Consider the following 22,368-nt stretch of genomic DNA (forward strand, 5'->3'; position numbering starts at 1 on the left):
GTGTTGTCCATTGGACTCTCCATGGATTCACCAAACCTTCACAATTCTCCCGGCCCCGGACGCGTCAAAGCAAAAGGCTGCACCGGATGAACGGTGCAGCCTTTGCCAGGATTTCTCGAATTGGATGGCTTAATCATGCGGTTCCAACAGGAACCCATCGACCATATCCGCCGTTTCCTGGGGCCGCGTCACGACAAACAAATGCCCATTGTCGATCAACTCCAACCGGGATTTCGGAATAAGACGGTGCAGCAGTTTGGCATTGGCCACGGGGATCAAGGGATCATCCAGCCCGGACATAATCAGCGTCGGCTGTTTCAGACGCCACAGGAACGGCACGCTGGTCCATCCGGTCATCGCCAGCAGCTGCAGCATGTAGCCCGCGTTGGAAGAGGGGCGCATCCCGGACGCATGCGCCCCGATCAGCGTGTCATCCCTGCGAAAATCCCCGCCGTAAATCTCGGCCGCGATCGATTTCATGTATCCTTTGTCGGTATACCGCTTGATGCTTGCCATCTTGGACAGCACATTGGGTTTGCCCGGCACCATCGTCCACCCCGATGATGTGGCGACCAGCACCAACTTGCGGCAGATGCGCGGATACTGATGCGCGAACTGTTGCGCCAGACCGCCGCCCCATGACACGCCGGAAATGTCGACCTGATCGTGTCCCAGAATTTCCAGCAGGTTCTTGGCCATCCGCGCAAGGCTTGCGGGGCGATAGGGCAGGTTAGGCATGGGCGATCCGCCGACACCCGGCACGTCGAACAGGATCGTCGGCGTGTCCTTCAGTGCCTCCAGAAATGGAAAGCCCAGTTCAAGGTTGGCCCCGATCCCGTTAAACATCAACAGGGGCACCCGCCCCGGTTTGCCCGGCTTCGTCGCGACATAAAGCTTCTGACCCTTCACGTCGATCACCTGCGTCGTGATATCGCCATAGCTGTCCGCCGCGCGCTTTTCCTTTGCCCGCATCGTCTTGGTGCTCGTCATGCCCGCCTCCTGGCTGGTTTTCCGTTCTTATCAGTCTTCAAAGACATAGGTGCCGGGGGCCGCCCCAAGCGACGGATGCTTTTTCGATCCCGGCGTCTTGGGCGCCTTGATCTCATTGCCCGATTGCTTCTTGAGCAGATCGGCCCAATCCAGCCACCAACTGCCTTCTTTCTTTTGCGCCTTCTCCGCCCATGCCTCTGGGTCTTTCGCCTTGGCTGTACCCTTCATGAACCACGCCTTCGGATTGCCCGGAGGGTTCAGCAGACTTTGCAAATGGCCAGAGTTCGACAGGATAAAGGTCGCATCCTTGCCGTAAAGCCGCGCGGTCTCGTAGACCGCCTTCCATGGCGTGATATGGTCCGTGGTCCCCGCGATTACGTAAGTTGGATGATTGACCTTGGTCATATCAATCTCGACATCTCCGATCTTTGACGGGCCGTCCGCAAGGAACGGGTTGGTAAAGATCATATCGAGGAAGTCGCCGTGCAACCCCGCAGGCAGGCGCGTGGTATCGGCGTTCCAATACAGCACGTCAAATGCCGGCGGCGCATTGCCCAGCAGGTAGTTGTTGACCCAGTAGTTCCAGATCAGATCGTTGGGCCGCATCCATGCGAACATCTTGGCCATGTCCTGACCGTCCAGTACGCCGCGCGACTGGCTGGCAAGTTTTGCCGCCTTCACCGTCTCGGGCGTCACAAGCGCCGCCATGTCGTTGTCCGTCGATGCCATCGTGTCCAGCACACACACCGCCAGGATCACCTGATTGATCTTGTCCGACTTGCCATTGGCCGCCAGCCACCCCGCGTAGGTCGACAGCGTGATCCCGCCAGAACAGGAGCCCATGATATTGACGCTATCTGCACCGGAAATCTCAAGTGCTGCATCGCAGGCCTCGTCCAGCGCCTCGATATAGGTGGACATGCCCCAGTCGCGATTCTCCGCCGTCGGATTGCGCCAGCTGATGCAGTAGGGCTGGATGCCGTTGGCCAGCAGGAATTCGATCATGCTTTTGCCGGGGCTCATGTCGATCGAGTAATACTTGTTGATCTGTGGCGGCACCACCAGCAGCGGACGGCGGTACACCTTGTCCGTTGTCGGCTTGTAGGTCACCAGTTCGATTACCTCGTTGCGGAACACCACGTCGCCGGGTGTCACCGCAAGGTTTTCCCCCACCTTGAACTTGGACGTATCGACAGAGGACGGAAGCCCCTGATTTTCAGTCATGTCCTTGATCAGGTTCTGAACCCCGTTCACGGCACTCTTGCCACCCGTCTCAAAGAACGTCTTCATCGCGGAGGGGTTGATGAAGAAGTTGTTCGACGGGGCCATCGCATCAACAACGATAGATGATACCAACCGCGCCCGCGCCGCGTCCTTGTCGGGCAGGTCCAGCTCCTCCACGGTCTTTGTCACCTTGTCCGCCCATGACAGGTAGGCCTGCATCATCCCTTTGGAAAACGGGTTGTTGGTCCAACCTGTGTCTGCAAACCGCCGGTCCTTGGGATCAGGCGCAATGTCGGAGCTTTGCGTCAGGATGGACTGCGTGTCTTTGGCAAAAGACATCCATTGCTCCATCATCGCCTGCGGCTGGGCCGCCATCGCCCGCATCATGTTGGTACCTGCGCTGAACATATCCTCAGCCCGCAGTGTCATCAGCGGGTTCAGCGCAAGCGTGTTCTCCGCCGCGCTATTCGCAATATCCTTGGCGTTCTTGGACATTTTCTTTTCGTCAGTCATCGCACACCCCCTAATTCAGGTTTTCGCATCCGGGCCCGGCACCAGAATGGCAAGGCTTTCGGCCAGAAGGACGGGCTTGTCAGCGCCCTCCATCTCCATCGTATTCTCGGTCTTCATCAGGTACTGGCCGTTGTCCTTGCGCTCAAAAGACATGAGCTTTGCGTGCAGCCGCACCTTGGCCCCCACCGGGACAGGGGCCAGAAACCGAACCTTATCCAGACCATAGTTCAATGCCGCTGCCGTGCCACCCGGCACCGCGCCAATCTCCATCGCAAGGAAGGCCACCAGCGACAGCGTCAGGTACCCATGGGCGACAGGGCCGCCAAACGGGCTTTCCTTCTTTGCGCGCTCCACGTCGATATGAATCCACTGGTTGTCCCCCGTGCAATGGGCAAATTCATTTACCGCGTCCTGCGTGATCTCATGCCACGAGGAGGTTCCCAGCATTTCGCCGGTCTTGTCTGCCAAATTGGCGAAAGTGATCTCACTCATGTCTCTCTCCTCGTTCTGGCCCGCGGCCATCTTTGCAAATGAGCCAGTTGACCTGTGTCTTGACCTACCGGGTGCTAAAAAAGGCGATTATTGGAAAAAATGGCAATCCATGCGTGAGCGTATGGGCTGCGGTTACAGCCTCGGGCGGATCGGTTTCCGTCCAGATACATCCCATGCATTTCCTCCGTGTTTCTGCCCCGACCATTCTTGTGACAGGCTTCTGGCAGAGGCCGCGCGCAGCCACGCAACTTGACCAAGCCTATAGGACTTGAGTAACTGATCAAGTGCACACGTAACGTCAAACACCCCAATAAGGATAGTTCATGAAGCAGCTTAGCGGAATCGACGCGACGTTTCTTTATATGGAAACGGACCAGACGCCCATGCATGTCGCAGGGCTCACGCTCTATGACCTGCCCAAAGGGTTCAAAGGGTCATTCCACAAACACTTCACTGAATTCTTCAAAGGCCGTGTGCATCTGATCCCCATTTTCGGCATGAAACTTGCCAAGGCCGCTTTCGAACTGGACCACCCTGGCTGGGTCGATGCCGGAGAACTTGATTTCGACTATCACATCCAATCCGCCAAACTGCCCAAGCCCGGCAATCGCAAGCAGCTTGAGGATTTGGTGGCCGAACTGCATTCCCAGCGGCTCGACCGGACGAAACCGCTTTGGCAGTTCACCATCATCGAAGGGCTGGAGAACCGTCAGGCCGCCCTTTACTCAAAAGTCCACCATGCGGCGGTCGATGGCGGTGCGGGGATGGTCATCACGCAGGCGCTTTATGACCTGAGCGAAAAGCCACGCGAGGTCAAACCCGCCGAACCCAAGCCCGAGGCACGCGTTCCCACACAGCCTGAACGCGCCATTCTGACCGTGAACGACATCATGCAGAACGTGGTCCGCCAGCAGCTGAACATGCTGGAGACTGTGCCGAAAATGATGGGCCAACTGACGGATATGATCGCGCCATTGCTGTCCGGCAAAGTGGGCCTGCCGCAAATCTTCGCCCCCCGCACTCCCTTCAACGTGACGGTTGAGGCCAAGCGCAGCTATGCCGCGCGTTCGATCTCTTTGTTAGATGCCAAGGCCATCGCCAAGGCCACAGGGGCCAAACTGAATGACGTGGTGATGGCCATCACCAGCGGGGCCGTGCGCAAGTATCTCATGCAAAAGCAGCAATTGCCGGATGCGGCCCTGATTGCCTTTGTGCCAATCTCCATGCGCGAGGTCGGCAATACGGACATCAACAATCAGGTCTTTGGCATGAACGTGCCGCTGGCGACGAACTATGGCGATCCGCTAAAGCGTCTGAAAAAGATCATGCAGGAATCCGGCGCTTCCAAAGCCATGGCCGGCGGGGTCAAGGATGCTGCACCGTCTGATTTCACGATCATCGGCGCGCCAACCCTGCTGCCGGGTCTCATGCAGCTCTACGGCAATTCCAAATTGGCCGATGTGATCCCGCAGGTCGTCAACATGTGCATTTCCAACAATGCTGGCCCGCCTTTCCCGCTGTACTGCGCAGGGGCCAAGGTGACGGCACTCTATCCGGTTTCGATTGCCACCCACGGCGTCGGCCTGAATGTTACGGTGCAAAGCTACATTGATCACCTCGATTTCGGCCTCACCTGTGACTACAACGCAGTGCCCGATGTGGATGTTCTGGCCGGTCTGTTCATCGACTCGTTTGAAGAGCTGAAAGCAGCGGTCGAGAAGTCTGCGCAGCCTGCGGATTGAGCGTTTTTGGACGCTAGAATGTGACTTTGGTCACGCAAAGGTGCGGCGGGTTGACGCAAGGCTACCGTTGACAGCGAAATATAATGCTTATCTTATCCTGTATAAGCGCAACAAAATTGCGCGATACAGGAGCACCAGCCATGGCTGAAACTGCCGCAACCCCACCAAATCGCTTGCTTTTAATGCTTGAAGGCCGCGCGATACCCGAACTCTTCGGGTTTGCCGCTTCCCTGCCAACGCTCACGGCGCTGGCCCCGCGCGGCGAAGGACAACCCGTTCTTGTCCTGCCCGGCCTTACCACAAGTGATCGTTCGACCGTCGCCCTGCGGCGGTTTTTGCGTTCTAAAGGGTACCGTGCCTACGGTTGGGAGCTTGGTCTGAATTTCGGACCGCGCCCCGGGGTCGAAGATGGCCTGATCGCGCGCGTGCTAGAGCTTCACGAAAAATACGAACAAAAGGTCAGCCTCGTAGGCTGGAGCCTTGGCGGCATTTACGCCCGCCAATTGGCCAAGATCATGCCGGAAAAGGTCCGTCAGGTCATCTCGATGGGCAGCCCCTTCCGGGGTGATCCGCGGGCCACGAATGCGTGGCGCGTCTACCAGATGGCCAGCGGCCAGAAGGTCGAAGAAGGTGAGCAGCACATGGGCGGCGCCATCCACCTTGCCCCCCCCGTGCCCACCACGGCAATCTACAGCAAGACCGATGGCATCTGCGCCTGGCAGAACTGCATTGAACATGACACCGACCTGACCGAAAACATCGAGGTCAAGGCCAGCCACTGCGGTCTGGGCCACCACCCCGCAGCGGTCTATGCGGTCGCGGACCGCCTGTCCCAGCCCGAGGGCGCGTGGAAGAAGTTCGACCGCTCCGGTGTCAAATCCGCCGTCTATGCAAAGCCGACATACGCGATCTGACGGACAGCACCCCAGAAAAGACAAAGGCCGGGTCATCGCCCGGCCTTTCCTATTTGGATATGCTTCGGATCAGCTTTTCTTTTTGTCCGTGACCTCGGCGATGCTCTCCATCACGCGGTCCTTCAGGATACCAAAGGCATCCGTACTGCCCTGCTGAACCACCTGAGACATCTCGGTCGCGTTCTTGACAGTCATGTCAAAGGACCGCTTTGCCATCTCCATCTGGGATGTCATCATTGCCTGCGGATCGGCCCCGCTGGCCTGGGCTTCCTGCACCGCGTCCGCGATATCGGCCAAGGCCGTCTCAAGCGCCTCACGCTGCTTTGCCATCAATTCCTGCGAAGCCTGCGATCCAACCTGCGCCGCTGCTTGTAACGCCTCAAGGTTCTTGCGGTGGCCGTCCATCAACTTGCTCAGGTCCGGGCTTGGAATGTTCAGGTTCGATCCGAAGTTCTGGAACATGTCCATAAAGGGGTTGCTGTCTTTCTTGTCTGCCATGTGTGCCTCCGGGCCTGTGGGAATTCAAATCTGACCTAGCTTAGGTATCCAGAACACTTACGGCAACAGCAGAGATTCAACCAGGAACAGCGCTACCCCCACGAAACCGCCAATGATCATTCCGTTAAACCGGATGTATTGCAGATCACGGCCCACGTTCACTTCGATCAGCGTCAGAAGTTGCTGAATGTCCCAACTCTTGACCTGCTCGGCCACGTAAAGTGAGATATTGCCCCGCTGCTCTTCGATCAGGTTGGACAGGACAGTGATCATGCCTTCATTGATGTCACGCCGCAGGTCCGGCTCGCTTTCCAGTGTGGTGCCAATGTCCACGAACAGGTCTGTCATCCGCGCAACCAGCACGGAATCCTCCTTTTCGACGTCCTCCATCACGTAGCGGCGCAGGTTTTCCCAGATACTCTCGGCCGCCTGCGATAATTCCTTGCGCGCCAACAGCTGCTGTTTCAGCGTCTCCACCCGCTTGGCAAAGGTCTTGGTGCGCTTGGTCCTGCGGATGTAGTCCTTGAGAAAGCTCTCGAACTCCTCCCGCAGGGGGTGTTCCTTGTCTGCCTTGATCTCATTCAGCAGTTCGGTTGCCGCGTGGACCAACCGGTTCAGCACCAGCCGGTCACCCTGCAGAATGTTGAAAAACAGGGGCAGTTCCTTTTGGACCTTGCCCCGGATCACATCGAGAGTGTCAGAGTTGTTCAGGAATCGGTGCATCGCGGTGATGACCTCATCCAGCAATTTCTGGTGCCGCCCTTCCTTGGTAAAAGAAGTCATCACATCACCCACCAGCGGCGCAATATCCGTGCGCGCCAACTGGCCCGTCACCCGGTCAGAGGCAAAGCGGACCAGCCCCTTTTCATCCACCGAGGCCAGAAGCTGGGGCACCAGCCGCACGATGAAGCGCGCCAGTGACTGCGACCGGGAAGGGGAGGCCAGCCAATGCGACATCTCCCCGGCAAAGTCGATCTCGCGCAGTTTTTGCTGCACGGGCGCGCGCGCCAGAAAGTTGTTTTCAATGAACCCGCCCAGATTGTCGGCAATCCGGTGCTGGTTGTTGGGGATAATGGCAGTATGTGGAAACGGAAGGTTCAGCGGCCGCTTGAAGATGGCGACAACAGCGTACCAGTCGGCGATCCCGCCGATGGTCGCGGCCTCTGCAAAAGCGGCGACGATGGCAAGCGAGGGGAACTGCGCCTCAAGCACCTTTGTCAGGATCAACAGCAGGAAACAGCCAAGCAGTACCAGCGTCGCCAGCATCTTGATCCGCTGCAAGGCGGCAAGCCGTTCGATTTCCTGTCCTTCAAGGTCGCGCATGGGGCTCTCTGTCAAAGCGTCGGGATGTACTAACCTATACCGAGGCTCAGCGGGTCTGCAATCAGAATGCTGCTGTGCAGCAATTTGGCGTCTGGCAGGAGGAGGGATCTCGTTTTTCGGCGTCGCAGCATTGACCTTTCGCGGGTGAAACAAGTGGATACACCCAGTGGAAAGATCATTAAATAATTGTAACAAAACAAAAAATCCAAAGTTGACGTATTGCGACGCCACGTCACTTTTCGAAAATGTTGCAGTGCAGCATTGGTTGTCCTATATACAGGTCATCCCGGGTTGATGAGCAATCGGGACCCAGACATGGCTTAGAAAAGAATGGATGAAGAAATGACAACGAAGACAACTGCAAAAGCGACCAAAACCGCAAAAGACACAACAGCCGACGTGACAAACAAAGTCACCGAAGGCGCACGTGAGTTCGTAAAGCGCACCACCGACACCGCTCAAGAGCGCGTCGAAGGCATCTACGAAAGCTCCAAGACATATAACGCCCAGCTGGAAGACACGCTGAAGCGCGCCGCAGAAGGCTACGCCAACATCCTTGGCGGCATTGCCGAAGCAGCATTCGCCAACGTGAACCACACTCTGGCCGCCGTTGAAAAACTGGCAGAAGCAAAGAGCGTTTCCGAAGCGGCAAAAATCCAGTCCGAGTATGTGCGTGAGCACACTGCTCAGAACATGGAGCACGTCCGCTCCGCATACGACTACGTACGTGAAGTCGCGGCCGAGAACACCGGTTCGCTGCGCGAAGGGTACGCAAAGATGTGGCCATCGTCCGACAAGAAAGCTGCCTAAACCTCAGCCTCACGTCGGGCTTGATAGCCCATAAAGAGAAAGCCCGCGTCCTCCCCGCGGGCTTTCTTCTGTTTTAAGGAACGTCCTTCCTCAACGCTGCAACAAATTTGCATGATCCTTCGCTCGCCACCGCGCCAGGTGCTGTCCCCTCTCTGCCGACAAGCGAATCGAAGATGGCCACATCACTGCCTTATTTCATCATCAAAGCGGGCCCAGTGTTGCGCGCTGCTGAACGATCCAACTGTTTTGGCCCGATTGATCCTCAAAAAATTCCGAATATGGCAGAAATCTGTCCAAGATCAGGAATTTGTTTGATCCGCAGTCGATTTCCCCTGATGGTTGATGCTGCTTATCTGGGGATAAACAATGCATACGATCGAAAAGCCTGCCATCTCGTCGGCGCTACTGGGAATGAACGCCTATCAAAAGGCGCAGGGGCCGCGCCCCATGCGTGCTGCGATGTCGTCCAAACCTGCCAAAGCATACCGCGCTGCTGCGAAATCCAGCGCCAAGCCCGCGCAGCCTGCGAAGGTGACGAAAGAAATCAAGATGTCCGTTCTGAAGTCGCTGCATGCCCAGTCGAACGCCGGTCTGGTCAAGATCCGCGATGTGTCTTCGGCGCTGGACGATCTGCTCAAGAACGCCTGACTGCTGGCAATTCACCACTCAACATAGAAACGCCGCACAGCACTCGGACTGCGCGGCGTTCCATTTTTCCACAGGCAGCGGTGCCAAACCGTCAGGTCGAAACCCAAACATCCAGCACATAGCGATCCTCGGACATCATCTGATCCATCCAGGCATCCGCCGCTTCCGCGCTCACGTCTTTTTCTTCGGAATAGATCAGCGAAAGCGCCCGGCGCACATCCGGCTCCATCCGGCTGCCATCGCCGCAGACGAAAATCTTGGCGCCCTTTTCAAGCATTGACCAAATCGCATCGCGCTGTTCGCGGATCAGGTCCTGCACATATACCTTTGATTTCTCGGCCCGAGAGAAGGCAACGTGCAAATCAACCAGCCCATCCTTGGCAAACCCTTCCAATTCGTCCTGATAGATAAAATCCTGATCGGGATGGCGGCAGCCAAAGAACAGCATCGCGTCGCCCAGATCCTTGCCCGCTGCCTTGAGCGCGGCGCGTTCCTGCAAGAAGCCCCTGAACGGTGCGATCCCGGTGCCCGGCCCGACCATGATCACCGGTGCGGAAGGATCATCCGGCAGGCGGAACCCATCCGACGTGCCCCGCAGGCTGGCCTGAACGGTCGTGCCAGCAGGACAATCCGCAAGATAATTGGAACAGACCCCTTTGAACTGACCGTTGCCCGAAATCGCGGGTTCATCCACGACGCCCACAGTGATCGAACACCGCTCCGGACTCTGCATCGCAGAGGACGAAATCGAATAATAGCGCGGCGTCATCATCGGCATCAGCTCAAGGAAGACGCCGAAGGGCAGTTCGCAGGCCGGGAATTCTTCCAGAAGGTCCAGAACGCTCACGCGCTTCTGCTGGACCTTGGCCTTGTAGTCATCCCCTGCCAATGCCTCCAACGCAGGCTTGGACTTGGGGCATTCAGTATACCGCGCCAGCGTCGCCACATCCTTGCGCGACGCAACCGGTTGCAGCTCAATCGCATCCGTCAGCAGCTTGACCACGCTCACGGCGTTGCCGGTCGGCAATTGACTGTGCTCTTCCGCCGTTGAACGTAAGCGCACCTGCGTGTCCACCCCAAACCCAAAGCGGCGCAGCACGCGGCCCACCAACGCGTCCGAATTGCGCGGCACCACGCTCAGGTGATCGCCGGTCTGATAGGTCATGCCGGGGGCCAGATCGACCTCGATATGCCGGGTGGACCGGTGCGACGCGTCCACATTCTGCAATTCGCGGTTTTCTCGCACGGTCACTGGTTTGGCCCCTGCGGCGGCTGCAACCGGATTGGCCTCAGCTCCTGACAGAACCTCAACGTGATACAGCGGCTCTGACGTCCCCGTGTCGCTCAAATCAATCTCAAGCCCCAAAGCGCTTGCGACGTTGCCCCAAAGCGGCCCGGCCCAGGCCTCGAACTGTTCATCGATATCGTCACGCGCATCGCCTTCGGCGCGCGCCACCATGCGTGTGCCACCCAGCGCCTCCAGCCGCTCGTCAATCGTGCGCGGTGTCGCCTGAAAGGTCGCCACCCAGTCGCTGTGACCGCAGCCGAAGACAGCGAAATTCACACCTTCCGCTGCACCTGCCTCGGCACTCTCCAACCAATGCACGAACTTCTGGGCGTTGTCCGGTGGCGTGCCGTTATAGGACGCGCAGGCAATCAGCACCGCACCCGTGCTCGGCAGCTTGCCGGTGTAGTCGTCCAACTCTCCAAGGGTGACATCAAAGCCGCTCAGGTCCGCCGACCGCGCAAGATCACGCGCGTAATCTTCGGTCGTCCCAAGGTTTGAGCCGTACAGGATCAGCGCAGGCGTCCCGTGGCTTGGGCGGCTTGCACTTTCTGACAGTCCACCTGCCGCTGCTTCGCTCTCTGCCGCTGCGCCGGGCACCAGTGTCGATCGCTGGATGTCCTTGCGCATCCGCACCTTCATCTTGAAGCCGTCGGGCTTGATCGACATGCTTTCCTTGATCTTCAGCTCGTAATTGGTGTGATCAATCAATTCGAACCGTTGCAGGATCATCCCCATGACCAGTACCGCCTCTTGCATGGCGAACTGGCGTCCGATGCAGGCCCGCTGCCCGTTGCCGAATGGCTTGTAGGCATCCACGGGCCGTGCCGCGACTGCCTCCTTTGAGAAGTTGTCGGGGTCAAATTCTTCCGCGTTCTCGCCCCAGACCGTCTTGTCCCGGTGCAGCATCAACGTCAGCACCGTGGTAAAGGTGCGCTCCTTCAGCTTGTACTTCCCACCGATGATTTCATCCTTGTACGGATAGACCGAAAAGGCAGGCGCTGTCGGATATAGCCGCAGGCTCTCCAGCAGGATCTGGCTGACGTATTGCAGCTGATTGACCTGCTTCAGCGTTGGCACGACCGAGATATCGCGCCCCAGCACCCGGTCCACTTCCTCGTAGGCTTTGGCCAGCACATCGGGGTGGTTCATCAGGAAATAGAGGGTAAAGGACATCAGCCCCGATGTCGTCTCGTGCCCCGCGATCAGGAAGGTGTTGATCTGGTAGCGGATGTTTTCGTCTGACAGGCTCTCGCCCGTGACCTTGTCCACGCCTTCCAGCATGTAGTTCAGCAGGTCGTTCTCACCGCTGCCGCCGGTCTTGCGTCGCTCTGCGATGATGTCATCGACCAGCTTGTTCATGTACGCCACGTCTTTTTCCATCTGGTCCAGACGGCGCTTGAGCAGGGTCTGCTCAAACGGCAGACCACGCTGCATCATGCAGGTCTCCAGCGTGTTGGTCAGCGCGGTGATGAAGGGGTGGTAATCCTCGCGATAGAAGGAATTGAACCGGTAGTTGAACCCGCAGATGCCGATCGTATCCAGCGCCACGGCGGTCATGTCGTGGACCACGTCAATCTCGTCATCGGCGTTCAGGCGTTCCCACTTCATGCACAGCTGGCTGGCCACGTCCTGCATCATGGGCATGTAGTTCGACATCGCCTGACGGCTGAATGTGGGCAGCAGAATGTTATGCGCCTTGCCCCAGTTGGGCTCCTGCGTGTCACCGGTGAAAAGCCCGTCGCCCCCAATCGCGCGCACCCTGCGCAAGCTGCCCCGCACCGCCTTGTCAAACCGGCTTTCGTCGCAGAGCTCCTTGACCAGTTCATGCCCCGATACGACGACCAGCGGTGTGCCCATCATGTCCATGCGGATGATCGGCCCCAGCTTGCGCGTCAGGTCCATCAGGCTTTGCAGCGGTTGATCCTTGTCCACGGACAGTACATTGCCCAACAGGGGGGCCTTGTCTGGCATGGGGATGCGTTCAAGCTTTGGCGCGTCGGTGTTTGGTGTGTCGGTCAAACTCAGGTCCTTTCCATGCGGGTCCGGCAAGAACCGGACGTCGTCGTGTGCTGTGGAAAGGATATGTCCGGCCCCTTGTGCCGCCCGATTGCGCGACCGGACTTTTACCCGTGCCGCTATCCTCCCCATGTTGCAGATGAAGCTAGCGCAAGGATTTGGCCGCGTCCACGCGCTTGATAAGGCTGACGATTACGCCATCGGTTGCGCGCTGGGGGTCCGATGCAAGTGTGACGAGCGTCAAGCACCTGATTTTAAGGACTATTGCCGCATGGCATGGCTCTGCGCTAGGTATAGTATGGGTGGGCAGGCTGTCTTTACGTCATGCGGGTCTGATTTTTAATCGGTCACACGCTGGGGTGCGGCAGGCCGACCCCCAGCAGTTTGCATATGGCCTCAGCGCGGGAAGCGAAATGATCAAATTACTTCACGTCGAAGACGACGCGGACATTCGAGAGATTGCCGAACTTGCACTGGGGTTGTCGGGCGAGTTTGAAATCACCCAGTGCGAGTCCGGAGAGGACGCGCTGAATTTCGTCAAGGATTTTACCCCGGATGTCATCCTGCTGGACATGATGATGCCGGGTCTGACGGGCACCGAAACGCTGGAACAGATGCGCAAGATGCCGCATCTGGAAAAGGTACCCGCCATCTTTATGACCGCCCGCGCGCAGGCGGCCGAATTGGAAGAGTTACGGCAAACCGGGGCTGCAGATGTGATCGCCAAGCCCTTCGATCCGATGTCACTGGCGGATCAGATCAAGGCCGTTTTGGAAACCTGAGCGCAGACATCGGCATCGATCACGTCTTCACAGGCGATCACGAATGCATCGATCTCGTGGATCAACTCGCCGGGACAGATCGCGAGGTCCGCATCAGGCCCTTTGAGGTGAGCGATGATCTTGCCTTCGCACGAACGCGCATGCGTACCGAGGTCCGAAAATCCCAACGTACCGGCCGTCCCTGAAATCTGGTGCAGGATTGCCTCCGTCTTGGCCAGATTATCATTCACATCGTCCAGCGTCTCGCCCTCCCAGGCGGCCAGAATATGTGCTGCAATGCGTTCTTTGCGATCCTGCAACATCGTCAGGAATCTGCTGCGTACCCGTTCAATACCGGGAAGCGTGTCTACCATATCTTTCATGCGTTCTGCATCTTTCGTCATGGGCCTGTCGCACCTTCACAATGACAGGGCGCAGGCCGTTTTTGCCATCCTCGGCCGAAAGATGACGGCTGACTGTGGCGCAATTTTGACGAAAGCGAAATTTATCGCATGAAACCTGAGCGGAATTGGGGATCAAACACCCTGATCCCCCGTGCCGACAGCAAAACCAATGGGTCCATCACGTCTTCTTGCGATCATCCACAATGCCCATGCCTTTGACAGCGCTCTGCCCAAGTTCGACCGAGGCAAATGGCCCACCATGGCACATGGTGCCGCTGTCCATGGGATCGGCCGGTTCGGCCTCACCAAGGATTTCTTTGGCAAACTGCTCTGCATTGTCTTTGGGGCGATACCCCAGAAACGCCGCCCGTGCATTATCGACCGGGGCGCGGTCGTTGTTGGAGACGCCGTAGGCGATGGTAAAGCCGACGACGGGCGTGTCGATCGCACGTGTCACCAGCTGGATCAGATCATCATAGGACAGCCATGACCCCAGCGCGCGCGGATTGGTCACCTGTGCCGCGCTCAGGATGCGCAGATGAACGGATTCCATCTGACGCTTTTCCCAGTACATGCGGCCAAGGTCCTCGGTAAAGCACTTGGCAAGACCATAAAACGTGTCGGGTCGGTGCGGGACTTCGGTATCGATAAACTCTGTCTTGGGATACATGCCGACGGCATGGATCGATGAGGCATAGACCACCCGGCGGACGCCGTGGCGATAGCCTGCTTCCCAAACGTTGTAAGAGCCCACGAAATTCGGCCCCAGCATTTCTTCGAACGGGCGTTCATCCACGATGGCGCCGAAATGAACGACCATGTCCGCGCCTTCCAGCAGCGGCTCGACCTCGTCGAACTTCGCAATATCAGCCTTCACGAAAGTCTCACCGGGATAGAGCGTACCGATGTCATCGGAAATATCCGTGCTGAGCAATTCGTCACACATCTTGGACAGGGGCTCTCTCAAGTAGGAGCCCAGCCGCCCTGCGGCCCCGGTTAGCACGAGTTTCTTCAGTTTCATGGTCGTCTCCCGTTAATCAGATGACGGCTTTCTCAACGAAAGCCTGCTGCGCTTCAAGGCGCGTGTAGGTGAAAGGCGCAAGGTCGAGCGAACGGTATGCGCCGTAGGTGATCCATTCCGCCATGCCGCGTCCGATGGCCGGGGCCTGCTGCAGCCCGTGCCCGGAAAAACCGTTCATGAACATGAAATTGCCCACGCGGTCATGGGGCCCGACAATCGCGTTCTGGTCAAAGGTGTTATAGGCATAATGCCCCACCCATTCATTGATCACCTTGACCTGCTCGAACGCGGGGATGCGGGTGGCGATGGCGGGCCAGACCTTGTTTTCCCAGATGGAATGGTCAAAGCCAAAATCGTCAAAGGCCACGTCAGTGTCGTCGTCCGGGGGGCAGCCCGCGAGGTAATACTTCCCTTCGGAACGCACATGCACGCCAGACGGATCAATTGTCAGCGGCAAGTCCTGGTCCAACGGATGTGCGGCATCGAAAACGAAGGAATACCGTTTGCGTGGCCGCACCGGCAGATCGATCCCCGCCATGTTCGAGGTCGCCACCGCGCGGGGACCGGAGGCATTCACGACGATACCGCAACCGACAGTCGCCCCCGATTTCAGCGTGACGCTTTCAACGGATGTGCCTGCCGCGTTCAGTGACATACCCACCACTTCGTCGGTGACATATTCAACACCGTTGCGGCGGGCCATGCGTTTGAACCAGTCAAACATCGTGCCCCCGTCGAAATAGCCCTCGTCCACCTTGTTGTGGTTGCCCGCGATGATGTCATCCAGTTGATAGAACGGATATTCGGCAGCTATCTCATCGCGGCTCATGTGCCTTGTTTGCGCACCAAGGGAAACCTGCACTTGCTGACTTTCCTTCAGGTTTCGCGCAAAGGCTGGCGTATCGGCAAGGTAGAGGTACCCGAAGCTCTGCAATGTCAGATGCGGCACCTCTGGATCGCCGCCCATGAAGCTGCGGAAATTCTTGATGAACTCTGCGCCGAATTGCGAAATCTGGATGTTCGTCCGGTTTGAAAACTGCTGCCGGATGCAGGAATTTGTGTGGCTGGTAGAGGCGAAGGCATAGGTCGGGTCACGCTCAACCACCAGCACCCGGCCCTGAAAGGTCGGCATCTGCCCAAGCCACCACGCCAGGGATGAGCCGTAGATGGCACCGCCGACAATGACCACGTCGTATGATTGATGCGCAGTAGTGCCCATGTACTCCACCGATTCCAGAGGGTTCTCAGAACTGGTCTATCGTAGCGATGGCTGGCGCGTAAATCTTTGTGAACACCTGCTGCGCATTTTGCTTTCAGGCCTCAAAAGGTGTCTGAAGCGCCCGCTCCACCATGAACAGCCTATCCTGCCCATAAAACATGTCACCATCCACGAAATAGGTCGGTGAGCCAAAGACTGATCGCGCAATCGCCTCATCGGTGTTGGCCTTGTGCTGGGCCTGTATCTCTGCGCTCTGCGCCGCTGTGATCAGTGCGGCTCCGTCCAGCCCGACCTCTTCGGCCAGATCCCGCACTGTATCAATATCGGCGATATCCGCATCATCGCGCCAATGCGCCTGCAAGAGCGCCCGGCTCAATGGGCCGGCCCGTTCTCCCGCCGCAATGATCGCCCCATTGGCCAGCGCCAGCGGATTGTCATGGTACGTGGGCCGGTGCCGGATCATCGGCAACCCGCGCCATTCGGCCCAACGCACCATCTCCCGGCCAAAGAAATACGACAGATGCGCCTTGCTCCGTTCTCCGAACCCCTTGCCGCCTGCCGCTGCCATCACGGGGGCAAAGCCAAAGGGCCGGTGTATCACGTTTGCACCGGCTTCATCGGCTATTCTCTTCAATTCCCATGCCCCCAGATAGGCATAGGCGGAATGCGCGGCGTAAAAATATTCAATCGTCTTGGGTTGGCTCATGGCGTGGTCTCCTGTCGGCACTCTCGGCCAGCCAGACGGTGAAAGCAATGTGTCCAAAAACATCTTGTGACGCGCGGGCACAACAAGCGTCGTTTTCGACATTGAGCCGTAGGGCTGGCCGCGCCATGATGCCGTTATGAAAACGCCCCTGATCGACAACCTGCAATACGCCAACTTCTCACCGCGCATCTTTCAACAGATGCGTGAGGGCGGCGTGGATGCGGTGCATGTCACCATCGCCTATCACGAGAGTTTCCGTGAAATGGTGCTGAACCTTGAACGCTGGAACCGCTGGTTCGAGGATCACTCCGATCTGATCTTCAAAGGCACCACTGCCGCAGATGTGCGCCGCGCCCAGAACGAAGGCCGCACCGCGATCTTCTTCGGCTTCCAGAATCCCAGCCCCATCGAAGATGACATCGGGCTGGTAGAGATTTGCCACCAGCTTGGCATCCGCTTCATGCAGCTGACCTACAACAACCAGTCGCTGCTTGCGACGGGCTGTTACGAGGACGACGACACCGGCCTGACCCGCATGGGGCGTCAGGTGGTGACCGAGATGAACCGCGTCGGCATGGTCGTGGACATGAGCCATTCCGCCGAACGCTCCACACTTGAGGCCATCGAACACTCTACCCGCCCCATCGCCATCACCCATGCCAATCCACACTGGTGGCATCCCGCGCTGCGCAACAAATCTGACACGGTGCTGAAGGCGCTGACCGGGGCAGGGGGGATGCTGGGGTTTTCGGTCTATCCGCATCACCTCGCAGGCGGTACGGACTGCACGCTGGAAAGCTTTTGCGGCATGATTGCAGAGGCCGCCGACCGTTACGGTGCGCGTCATCTTGGTATCGGCACGGACCTCTGCCAGGATCAGCCCGACAGCGTGGTGGAATGGATGCGCGTTGGCCGCTGGTCCAAGGTCATCGACTACGGCGAAGGCTCTGTCAGCAACGCGGGCTTCCCGCCCATGCCCACGTGGTTCAACGACAATCGTGATTTCGGCAACATCCGCGACGGTCTGGTGGCCACCGGGATGAGCAGCGCAGACGTTGACGGCATCATGGGTGGCAACTGGTTGCGGTTCTATGAAGAAAGCTTTGGCCCGGCATGAAGGACGACATCACGCCCCCCCAGACCGGCCTGCGCCCCGCCTCTGAGGTGATGCGCCTTGCGCGTATGGGGTCGATGTTTCCCACGCGGCTCAGTTTTCTGCGCAGCCTGATGCGACGGCTCGCGGCGGAGAACGTGGTGGTCACCCGACCGGTTTGGGAGATGTCCGACGACGGTTTCGGCCACGCGGTCTATAGCCTTGATCTGGGCGGGCACACCTACAGCCTTGTCGCCGTTTCCACCGACCTGCCGCCAGAGATGCGCACGGACCGGGTGATCGCGGAAGCCTGGGACAGTTCTTATGTTCTCTATGACGGTGTGCCGGACGCTGCCGAGATCGCGCGGATTTGCGCAGCCGCACCGAAACAGGAAGCGGCCCGTTTCACTGAGCGCGACCTGATCCTGAGCCGTGCGAACAAGTCGGTGCGCCTTTTCGCCCACGTGGTGGACGCCCTGCGCGCGGGCCATCAGCCAGACCGCGACATGATCCGCGACGTCGGTTACCTGATGCGCACCACAGCCGTTTACGGCAACGGCAAATTCGGCATCGCCGACCGCAACCTGATTGACGAACGTCCCGGCCTTGAAGGCCCCTTTGCGGCGGAAATGCTGACCGTCTGGCTGATCCGTCATTTCACCCACGATCTGGTCGAACATGTGGGGCAGGGGCGGCTTGATCCGGCGCTGAAACGGCATCTGGGCATCGGCAATTCCACCGGGCTGGGAATGGCCCCGTTTCTGGTCAATCACCCGATTTTGCTGAACAACTGGATGACGGTGCGTGAAACGGCCCTGGCGCGCGTCCGCGCAATCGAAAGCCTCGCGCCAGAACAACAGGATCGCCTGCACGCGCTCGCAGAACGTGCTGCTGTGCATCTGCGGGAGTGGAATGTCCCGGACCCTGAACACCAGTCGCGCATCGACGCGTTGCGCGCCGATTGGGACCAGGCACGCGCCGGGTTCGATTTCTCAGGCAACCGCGCACTTGATGCCGTGATGAACAGCGTATCTGGCAAATCCTGCGATGTGCAGGAACTGACCGCGGCACTGATCATTGAACCTTTCGGTGATCTGGTTGATGGGCTTGCCGACTGCATGGGTGACCCTTTTGGCCCGCTGTGTTCCCCGATGCGCGACATCGCGGCCCTGCGTCAGCAGATCGAGACAAATTTCGCATGGGCGCTGGCCCATGATTACGATGCGCCAGAGGGCTGCGGCCAGTTCTGGTATGTCTCCGAAGCCAAGCAGGAGCCGCGCCTTGGCCTGCGGTTCGAAGAACCGGGTGCTGAACTGGAAAGCCCGCTCGACATTGGGCGTCGGATCAAGGCGCTTTATGCGGGGAGTGAAGGAGCGTCTGGATCTGTCTCTGCTTTCCTCGCCGCACACCCGGCGCATGGCCTTGCCGTAGCCCGCGTGCAGATGGGCGACCGCTATCCCTACGCCGAAATTCAGGACAATCTCATCGCGACCTCTTGTCTGCCTATCGACATGCTACGCTGCAAGCTATCGTTCTTCGGTGCCTCCAAGTTCGACCCCAAGTCCGACCGCTGGACGCGCATCACCCTTTGTCAGGGCGCGCCACTGGCCGATGAGCTGCAAAGCAATCCGGACGACTGGTGGTTGCCGGTTTTCGCAGCATGATGGTCTCGGCAAATGAAATCACGACGCTCGCGGCTAAGGCCGCCCGCGGCGGCGGCGCGCCGCCTGCACAGGCCGCGGATTTTGGGCGCGCGGCGCTTTGCCACCTGATCAATCACCGCGGACCTGCGGCCTTGTCGGATGCGTTGAATGCGTTGCCCGGCGGCCCGATCCTGTCCTTGCCGCTGGTCTTTGCGCAAGTAATAGAGAAAGCCGAAGGCGAGGTCGCCTCGGCGCACTTGCCCGTGACTGCTGATGCCGTCCTGATGCTCAGCTATGCGGAATCGCAGCCCTTTGAGGCAGTCGCCCGTAAAGAAGGCGACAAACTGAACCTCTCCCTGACGCTCACCACCCCGAACAAGATGCGGCCTGTTGCGCGGGTCACACTGCCTGACGACCTTTTCCAGCACATGCAAACGCTTGCTGCGCAAATCCTTGTGCCGGAGAGCGACGCCTCCCGCCTCTCAGGTGCCGGGGCGGGTCTGACGGACAACGACTGAGCCTTTTCTTTGTGGCTGTGAATACTGCGATGCTTCCGAGGTAGAGCCTCGATTAATCGAGATCGAATGCGGCCTAGCGGCGCAATCGGATCAGGTGCCGCGTCGCTTGGCACGCAAGGTTGGATCAGCCTGTGTCGGGTCTTCTGGCCAGGGATGACGCGGGTAGCGGCCACGCATATCCTTGCGCACATCCGCATAGGAACTGGCCCAGAAACCGGGCAGGTCCATCGTCACTTGTACCGGGCGCTGGGCGGGGGACAACAGCGTAATCTGCAACGGCTGACCTGCCACTTGCGGATGCCGCGTGACGCCGAACAATTCCTGCAGGCGCAGGGCGATCTGCGGCGCGTCCCCGTCGTAATCAATTGGTACCTTTCGGCCCAATGGCGTCACGAAATGCGCAGGCGCTGCGCGATCAAGCTCTTGTTGCGCGTCCCAGCTGAGCCGCGCACGCAAGGCCGGGAGCAGGTCGAAGTTCTTCCACTCGCCCGCTGTGCGCACGCCGTCCAGATGTGGCAGCAGCCAGTCCTCCAGCGTTTCCATCAGGTGGGCATCGCTGAAATCGGGGAAATCCGGCCCCATCAGGCGCGCCCGCGCCAGAAACCGCTGCGCGGGTGGGGCAGGGTTCAGGCCCAACTGTCGCACCCCATCAAGCATGGCCAGAGCAACCGCGTCAGCTGGCGCGTCAGGCCAAGTGCGGTCATCCAGCACCAAAGCGCCAAAGCGTTCCTGTTTGCGCGCCAGCACGCGGGCATCGCGCCGGGACCACTGGCACAGGTTCTGCCAGACGATTTGGTCCGAAAAGAGCCCACGCAGTTCTGCTTCGGTCAACCGGGCGGCCTGTCGGACCTTGGCCTCGCGTGGATCCCCGTCAAGGTCCGTGGCCACGATCAAGCGCTCGCCCGCCATGGGATCGCTGTCGGGCAACACGGCCCCTTTGCCGCCCGACAGCACAAAGCGCGGCGCATCGCCCTTGCGACGCAGGCCAACGCGGTCAGGATAGGCGAGGGCGGCGAGCGGTCCGATATCATTGGGTCCATCGTCCGACTGTCCCCGCGCCAGCCGTTTCGCTTCCTGTCGGATCCGCGCAATGGTGGGGGCATGGGGCTGGGTGGCTGTGCGCTTTCCCTCAACCGCGTCCATCCGCTGTGCCAGATCCACGCCCGCGCCGCGCATCGGGTCGCGTTCTGCCAAAAGCGCGGCCAGTGTCGCCGCCCGCTTGCCGCCACGGCTGACCATATGGGCAAGCCGGGGGTGCAGCGGCAGCCGCGCCAGGGCGCGCCCGTGATCGGTGATGCGCCCCTGCGCATCGAGCGCGTCCAGCATCTGCAGCACGGCACGGGCCTCATCCAGCCGCCCCTCGTGTGGCGGCGTGACAAAGGCCAGATCGGCAGCCTCTGCTCCCCAAAGCGCGAGTTCCAGCGCAAAGCCGCTCAAATCGCCTGCTTCGATCTCGGCCGGGGGATAGGCGGCAAGCGCGCCTTCCTCGCCTTTGGTCCAGAGTTTATAGGCGACGCCTTCGGAGACACGCCCGGCGCGGCCTGCGCGTTGCGTGGCTTCGGCCCGGGTGACTTTCTCGGTAACCAGCCGCGACATGCCAGAGGATGGATCGAACCGCGCCCGCCGGGCGCGGCCCGCATCGACCACGATCTGGATGCCTTCGATGGTCAGCGAGGTTTCGGCGATGGATGTCGCCAACACAATCTTGCGACCTTCTTTCGCGGGTTCAATCGCCTGCCGCTGCGCCTTGAACTCCATCGCGCCAAAGAGCGGGGCAAGCACACAATCCGGCGGGATATGCGGCTTCAACAAGGCTTCGGTGCGCCTGATTTCGCCTTCGCCGGGCAGAAAGACGAGGGCCGAACCCGGTGCCTCGGACAGAGCTTTCAGCACCAGATCGGCGGTTGCCTCTTCCAGACGCCTGTTGCCGACGGGTTTGTCGAGCCAGACCGACGCGACCGGAAAGCTGCGCCCCTCAGAGGTGACAACCGGCGCCTGCATCAGATCGGCCACCGGGGCGGCATCAAGCGTTGCGGACATGGCCACCAGCAGCAGATCGTCACGCAGCGCCTCTGCGACCTCGAGGCAGAGCGCCAGTCCAAGATCGGCATTGAGGGAGCGTTCATGAAATTCATCGAAGATCACCGCGCCGACGCCGGGCAGTTCGGGGTTATCCTGCAACATCCGCGTGAGGATCCCTTCGGTGACGACCTCGATCCGCGTCGCCTTGCTGACAGCCGAGGCGCCGCGCACGCGGTAACCGACGGTTTGGCCCACCTCTTCACGCCGCGTCTGTGCCATCCTTTCGGCAGCGGCGCGGGCGGCGAGGCGTCGCGGCTCCAGCATGATAATCCGGCCCTGCGTGATCCCGGCGTCCAGCATCGCCAGCGGCACGCGGGTTGTCTTGCCCGCCCCGGGTGGTGCCTGCAGCACGACGCGTCCCGCCGCGCGCAGGGCGGCAATGACCTCGGGCAGGACGGCATCAATGGGCAGGGCGTCTGACATGGGGTTGTTATCTGTCAAAGCAGGGACAAGGCCAAGGCCG

General features: G+C 59.4%; 19 protein-coding genes. 8 read left to right on the plus strand and 11 right to left on the minus strand.

Annotated features, from left to right (window positions below; translation table 11 throughout):
- Positions 1 to 129: 129 nt before the first annotated feature.
- From phaZ to GV827_RS12550, 3 genes are read right to left on the minus strand one after another with little or no spacing between them, the layout of a single operon-like run.
- Entirely contained in the window at positions 130 to 990 is an 861-nt protein-coding gene (phaZ, locus tag GV827_RS12540; protein ID WP_204325866.1) for a poly(3-hydroxyalkanoate) depolymerase, read from the minus strand.
- Between the two features lie 30 nt (positions 991 to 1,020).
- The gene (locus tag GV827_RS12545) at positions 1,021 to 2,727 is read right to left on the minus strand and encodes an alpha/beta fold hydrolase (protein ID WP_164354152.1); all 1,707 of its coding nucleotides are present in this window, start codon (positions 2,725 to 2,727) and stop codon (positions 1,021 to 1,023) included.
- Between the two features lie 15 nt (positions 2,728 to 2,742).
- Positions 2,743 to 3,219 carry a MaoC family dehydratase gene (locus tag GV827_RS12550; protein ID WP_164354153.1) on the minus strand — a complete coding sequence of 159 codons (477 nt, stop codon included), beginning with the start codon at positions 3,217 to 3,219 and terminating at the stop codon, positions 2,743 to 2,745.
- 323 nt (positions 3,220 to 3,542) lie between these two features.
- Between GV827_RS12550 and GV827_RS12555 the strand changes: the two genes are divergently transcribed.
- Both GV827_RS12555 and GV827_RS12560 read left to right on the plus strand, forming a co-directional pair.
- Positions 3,543 to 4,961, plus strand: a complete 1,419-nt coding sequence (locus GV827_RS12555) for a WS/DGAT/MGAT family O-acyltransferase (RefSeq protein WP_164354154.1) — start codon at positions 3,543 to 3,545, stop codon at positions 4,959 to 4,961.
- A 140-nt stretch (positions 4,962 to 5,101) separates the two neighbouring features.
- Positions 5,102 to 5,875, plus strand: a complete 774-nt coding sequence (locus GV827_RS12560) for an esterase/lipase family protein (protein ID WP_164354155.1) — start codon at positions 5,102 to 5,104, stop codon at positions 5,873 to 5,875.
- Between the two features lie 69 nt (positions 5,876 to 5,944).
- Here the strand turns inward: GV827_RS12560 and GV827_RS12565 are convergent, their stop codons facing one another.
- Positions 5,945 to 6,373 (minus strand): phasin family protein, encoded by a 429-nt coding sequence (locus GV827_RS12565; RefSeq protein WP_164354156.1) that lies wholly within the window; start codon positions 6,371 to 6,373, stop codon positions 5,945 to 5,947.
- Between the two features lie 57 nt (positions 6,374 to 6,430).
- Positions 6,431 to 7,696 (minus strand): DUF445 domain-containing protein, encoded by a 1,266-nt coding sequence (locus tag GV827_RS12570; protein ID WP_164354157.1) that lies wholly within the window; start codon positions 7,694 to 7,696, stop codon positions 6,431 to 6,433.
- Positions 7,697 to 8,038: 342 nt separating this feature from the next.
- On the opposite strand from GV827_RS12570, the gene GV827_RS12575 reads away from it, so the two are divergent.
- Positions 8,039 to 8,506 carry a phasin family protein gene (locus GV827_RS12575; protein WP_164354158.1) on the plus strand — a complete coding sequence of 156 codons (468 nt, stop codon included), beginning with the start codon at positions 8,039 to 8,041 and terminating at the stop codon, positions 8,504 to 8,506.
- A gap of 366 nt (positions 8,507 to 8,872) precedes the next feature.
- Positions 8,873 to 9,154: a hypothetical protein gene (locus GV827_RS12580; RefSeq protein WP_164354159.1), complete on the plus strand. Its 282-nt coding sequence runs from the start codon at positions 8,873 to 8,875 to the stop codon at positions 9,152 to 9,154.
- 91 nt (positions 9,155 to 9,245) lie between these two features.
- Here the strand turns inward: GV827_RS12580 and GV827_RS12585 are convergent, their stop codons facing one another.
- Positions 9,246 to 12,461, minus strand: a complete 3,216-nt coding sequence (locus tag GV827_RS12585) for a bifunctional cytochrome P450/NADPH--P450 reductase (RefSeq protein ID WP_235930348.1) — start codon at positions 12,459 to 12,461, stop codon at positions 9,246 to 9,248.
- Positions 12,462 to 12,871: 410 nt separating this feature from the next.
- Between GV827_RS12585 and GV827_RS12590 the strand changes: the two genes are divergently transcribed.
- Positions 12,872 to 13,240: a response regulator gene (locus GV827_RS12590; protein WP_164354160.1), complete on the plus strand. Its 369-nt coding sequence runs from the start codon at positions 12,872 to 12,874 to the stop codon at positions 13,238 to 13,240.
- On the opposite strand, the gene GV827_RS12595 is transcribed toward GV827_RS12590, so the two are convergent.
- The 4 genes from GV827_RS12595 to GV827_RS12610 all read right to left on the minus strand — a co-directional run bounded on the left by GV827_RS12595 (position 13,213) and on the right by GV827_RS12610 (position 16,569).
- Positions 13,213 to 13,623 (minus strand): Hpt domain-containing protein, encoded by a 411-nt coding sequence (locus GV827_RS12595; RefSeq protein WP_235930349.1) that lies wholly within the window; start codon positions 13,621 to 13,623, stop codon positions 13,213 to 13,215. The genes GV827_RS12590 and GV827_RS12595 overlap by 28 nt on opposite strands.
- 178 nt (positions 13,624 to 13,801) lie before the next feature.
- A complete protein-coding gene (locus tag GV827_RS12600) occupies positions 13,802 to 14,638 on the minus strand; it encodes an NAD-dependent epimerase/dehydratase family protein (RefSeq protein WP_204325877.1) in 837 nt (278 codons plus the stop codon).
- Between the two features lie 22 nt (positions 14,639 to 14,660).
- A complete protein-coding gene (locus GV827_RS12605) occupies positions 14,661 to 15,863 on the minus strand; it encodes an NAD(P)/FAD-dependent oxidoreductase (protein ID WP_164354162.1) in 1,203 nt (400 codons plus the stop codon).
- Positions 15,864 to 15,957: 94 nt separating this feature from the next.
- Complete coding sequence (locus tag GV827_RS12610; protein ID WP_164354163.1) at positions 15,958 to 16,569, minus strand: 2-hydroxychromene-2-carboxylate isomerase; 612 nt, start codon at positions 16,567 to 16,569, stop codon at positions 15,958 to 15,960.
- 136 nt (positions 16,570 to 16,705) lie between these two features.
- On the opposite strand from GV827_RS12610, the gene GV827_RS12615 reads away from it, so the two are divergent.
- From GV827_RS12615 to GV827_RS12625, 3 genes are read left to right on the plus strand one after another with little or no spacing between them, the layout of a single operon-like run.
- Positions 16,706 to 17,686, plus strand: a complete 981-nt coding sequence (locus GV827_RS12615) for a membrane dipeptidase (protein WP_164354164.1) — start codon at positions 16,706 to 16,708, stop codon at positions 17,684 to 17,686.
- Positions 17,683 to 19,326 (plus strand): hypothetical protein, encoded by a 1,644-nt coding sequence (locus GV827_RS12620; protein WP_164354165.1) that lies wholly within the window; start codon positions 17,683 to 17,685, stop codon positions 19,324 to 19,326. The genes GV827_RS12615 and GV827_RS12620 overlap by 4 nt, the downstream gene beginning before the upstream one ends.
- Positions 19,302 to 19,823: a hypothetical protein gene (locus GV827_RS12625; RefSeq protein ID WP_204325867.1), complete on the plus strand. Its 522-nt coding sequence runs from the start codon at positions 19,302 to 19,304 to the stop codon at positions 19,821 to 19,823. Before GV827_RS12620 ends, GV827_RS12625 begins: the two co-directional genes overlap by 25 nt.
- A gap of 90 nt (positions 19,824 to 19,913) precedes the next feature.
- Here the strand turns inward: GV827_RS12625 and hrpB are convergent, their stop codons facing one another.
- A complete protein-coding gene (gene hrpB / locus GV827_RS12630; RefSeq protein WP_164354167.1) occupies positions 19,914 to 22,328 on the minus strand; it encodes an ATP-dependent helicase HrpB in 2,415 nt (804 codons plus the stop codon).
- Between the last annotated feature and the right edge of the window lie 40 nt (positions 22,329 to 22,368).

The organism is Sulfitobacter sediminilitoris (genome assembly GCF_010667575.1).
In the GTDB taxonomy this organism is placed as follows: Bacteria; Pseudomonadota; Alphaproteobacteria; order Rhodobacterales; family Rhodobacteraceae; genus Sulfitobacter; species Sulfitobacter sediminilitoris.

What these genes read in the sequence shown, in the direction of transcription:
- phaZ (WP_204325866.1), bottom strand. Translation starts at nt 990, where the DNA reads ATGACGAGCACCAAGACGATGCGGGCAAAGGAAAAGCGCGCGGCGGAC.
- GV827_RS12545 (WP_164354152.1), bottom strand. Translation starts at nt 2,727, where the DNA reads ATGACTGACGAAAAGAAAATGTCCAAGAACGCCAAGGATATTGCGAAT.
- GV827_RS12550 (WP_164354153.1), bottom strand. Translation starts at nt 3,219, where the DNA reads ATGAGTGAGATCACTTTCGCCAATTTGGCAGACAAGACCGGCGAAATG.
- GV827_RS12555 (WP_164354154.1), top strand. Translation starts at nt 3,543, where the DNA reads ATGAAGCAGCTTAGCGGAATCGACGCGACGTTTCTTTATATGGAAACG.
- GV827_RS12560 (WP_164354155.1), top strand. Translation starts at nt 5,102, where the DNA reads ATGGCTGAAACTGCCGCAACCCCACCAAATCGCTTGCTTTTAATGCTT.
- GV827_RS12565 (WP_164354156.1), bottom strand. Translation starts at nt 6,373, where the DNA reads ATGGCAGACAAGAAAGACAGCAACCCCTTTATGGACATGTTCCAGAAC.
- GV827_RS12570 (WP_164354157.1), bottom strand. Translation starts at nt 7,696, where the DNA reads ATGCGCGACCTTGAAGGACAGGAAATCGAACGGCTTGCCGCCTTGCAG.
- GV827_RS12575 (WP_164354158.1), top strand. Translation starts at nt 8,039, where the DNA reads ATGACAACGAAGACAACTGCAAAAGCGACCAAAACCGCAAAAGACACA.
- GV827_RS12580 (WP_164354159.1), top strand. Translation starts at nt 8,873, where the DNA reads ATGCATACGATCGAAAAGCCTGCCATCTCGTCGGCGCTACTGGGAATG.
- GV827_RS12590 (WP_164354160.1), top strand. Translation starts at nt 12,872, where the DNA reads ATGATCAAATTACTTCACGTCGAAGACGACGCGGACATTCGAGAGATT.
- GV827_RS12595 (WP_235930349.1), bottom strand. Translation starts at nt 13,623, where the DNA reads ATGACGAAAGATGCAGAACGCATGAAAGATATGGTAGACACGCTTCCC.
- GV827_RS12605 (WP_164354162.1), bottom strand. Translation starts at nt 15,863, where the DNA reads ATGGGCACTACTGCGCATCAATCATACGACGTGGTCATTGTCGGCGGT.
- GV827_RS12610 (WP_164354163.1), bottom strand. Translation starts at nt 16,569, where the DNA reads ATGAGCCAACCCAAGACGATTGAATATTTTTACGCCGCGCATTCCGCC.
- GV827_RS12615 (WP_164354164.1), top strand. Translation starts at nt 16,706, where the DNA reads ATGAAAACGCCCCTGATCGACAACCTGCAATACGCCAACTTCTCACCG.
- GV827_RS12620 (WP_164354165.1), top strand. Translation starts at nt 17,683, where the DNA reads ATGAAGGACGACATCACGCCCCCCCAGACCGGCCTGCGCCCCGCCTCT.
- hrpB (WP_164354167.1), bottom strand. Translation starts at nt 22,328, where the DNA reads ATGTCAGACGCCCTGCCCATTGATGCCGTCCTGCCCGAGGTCATTGCC.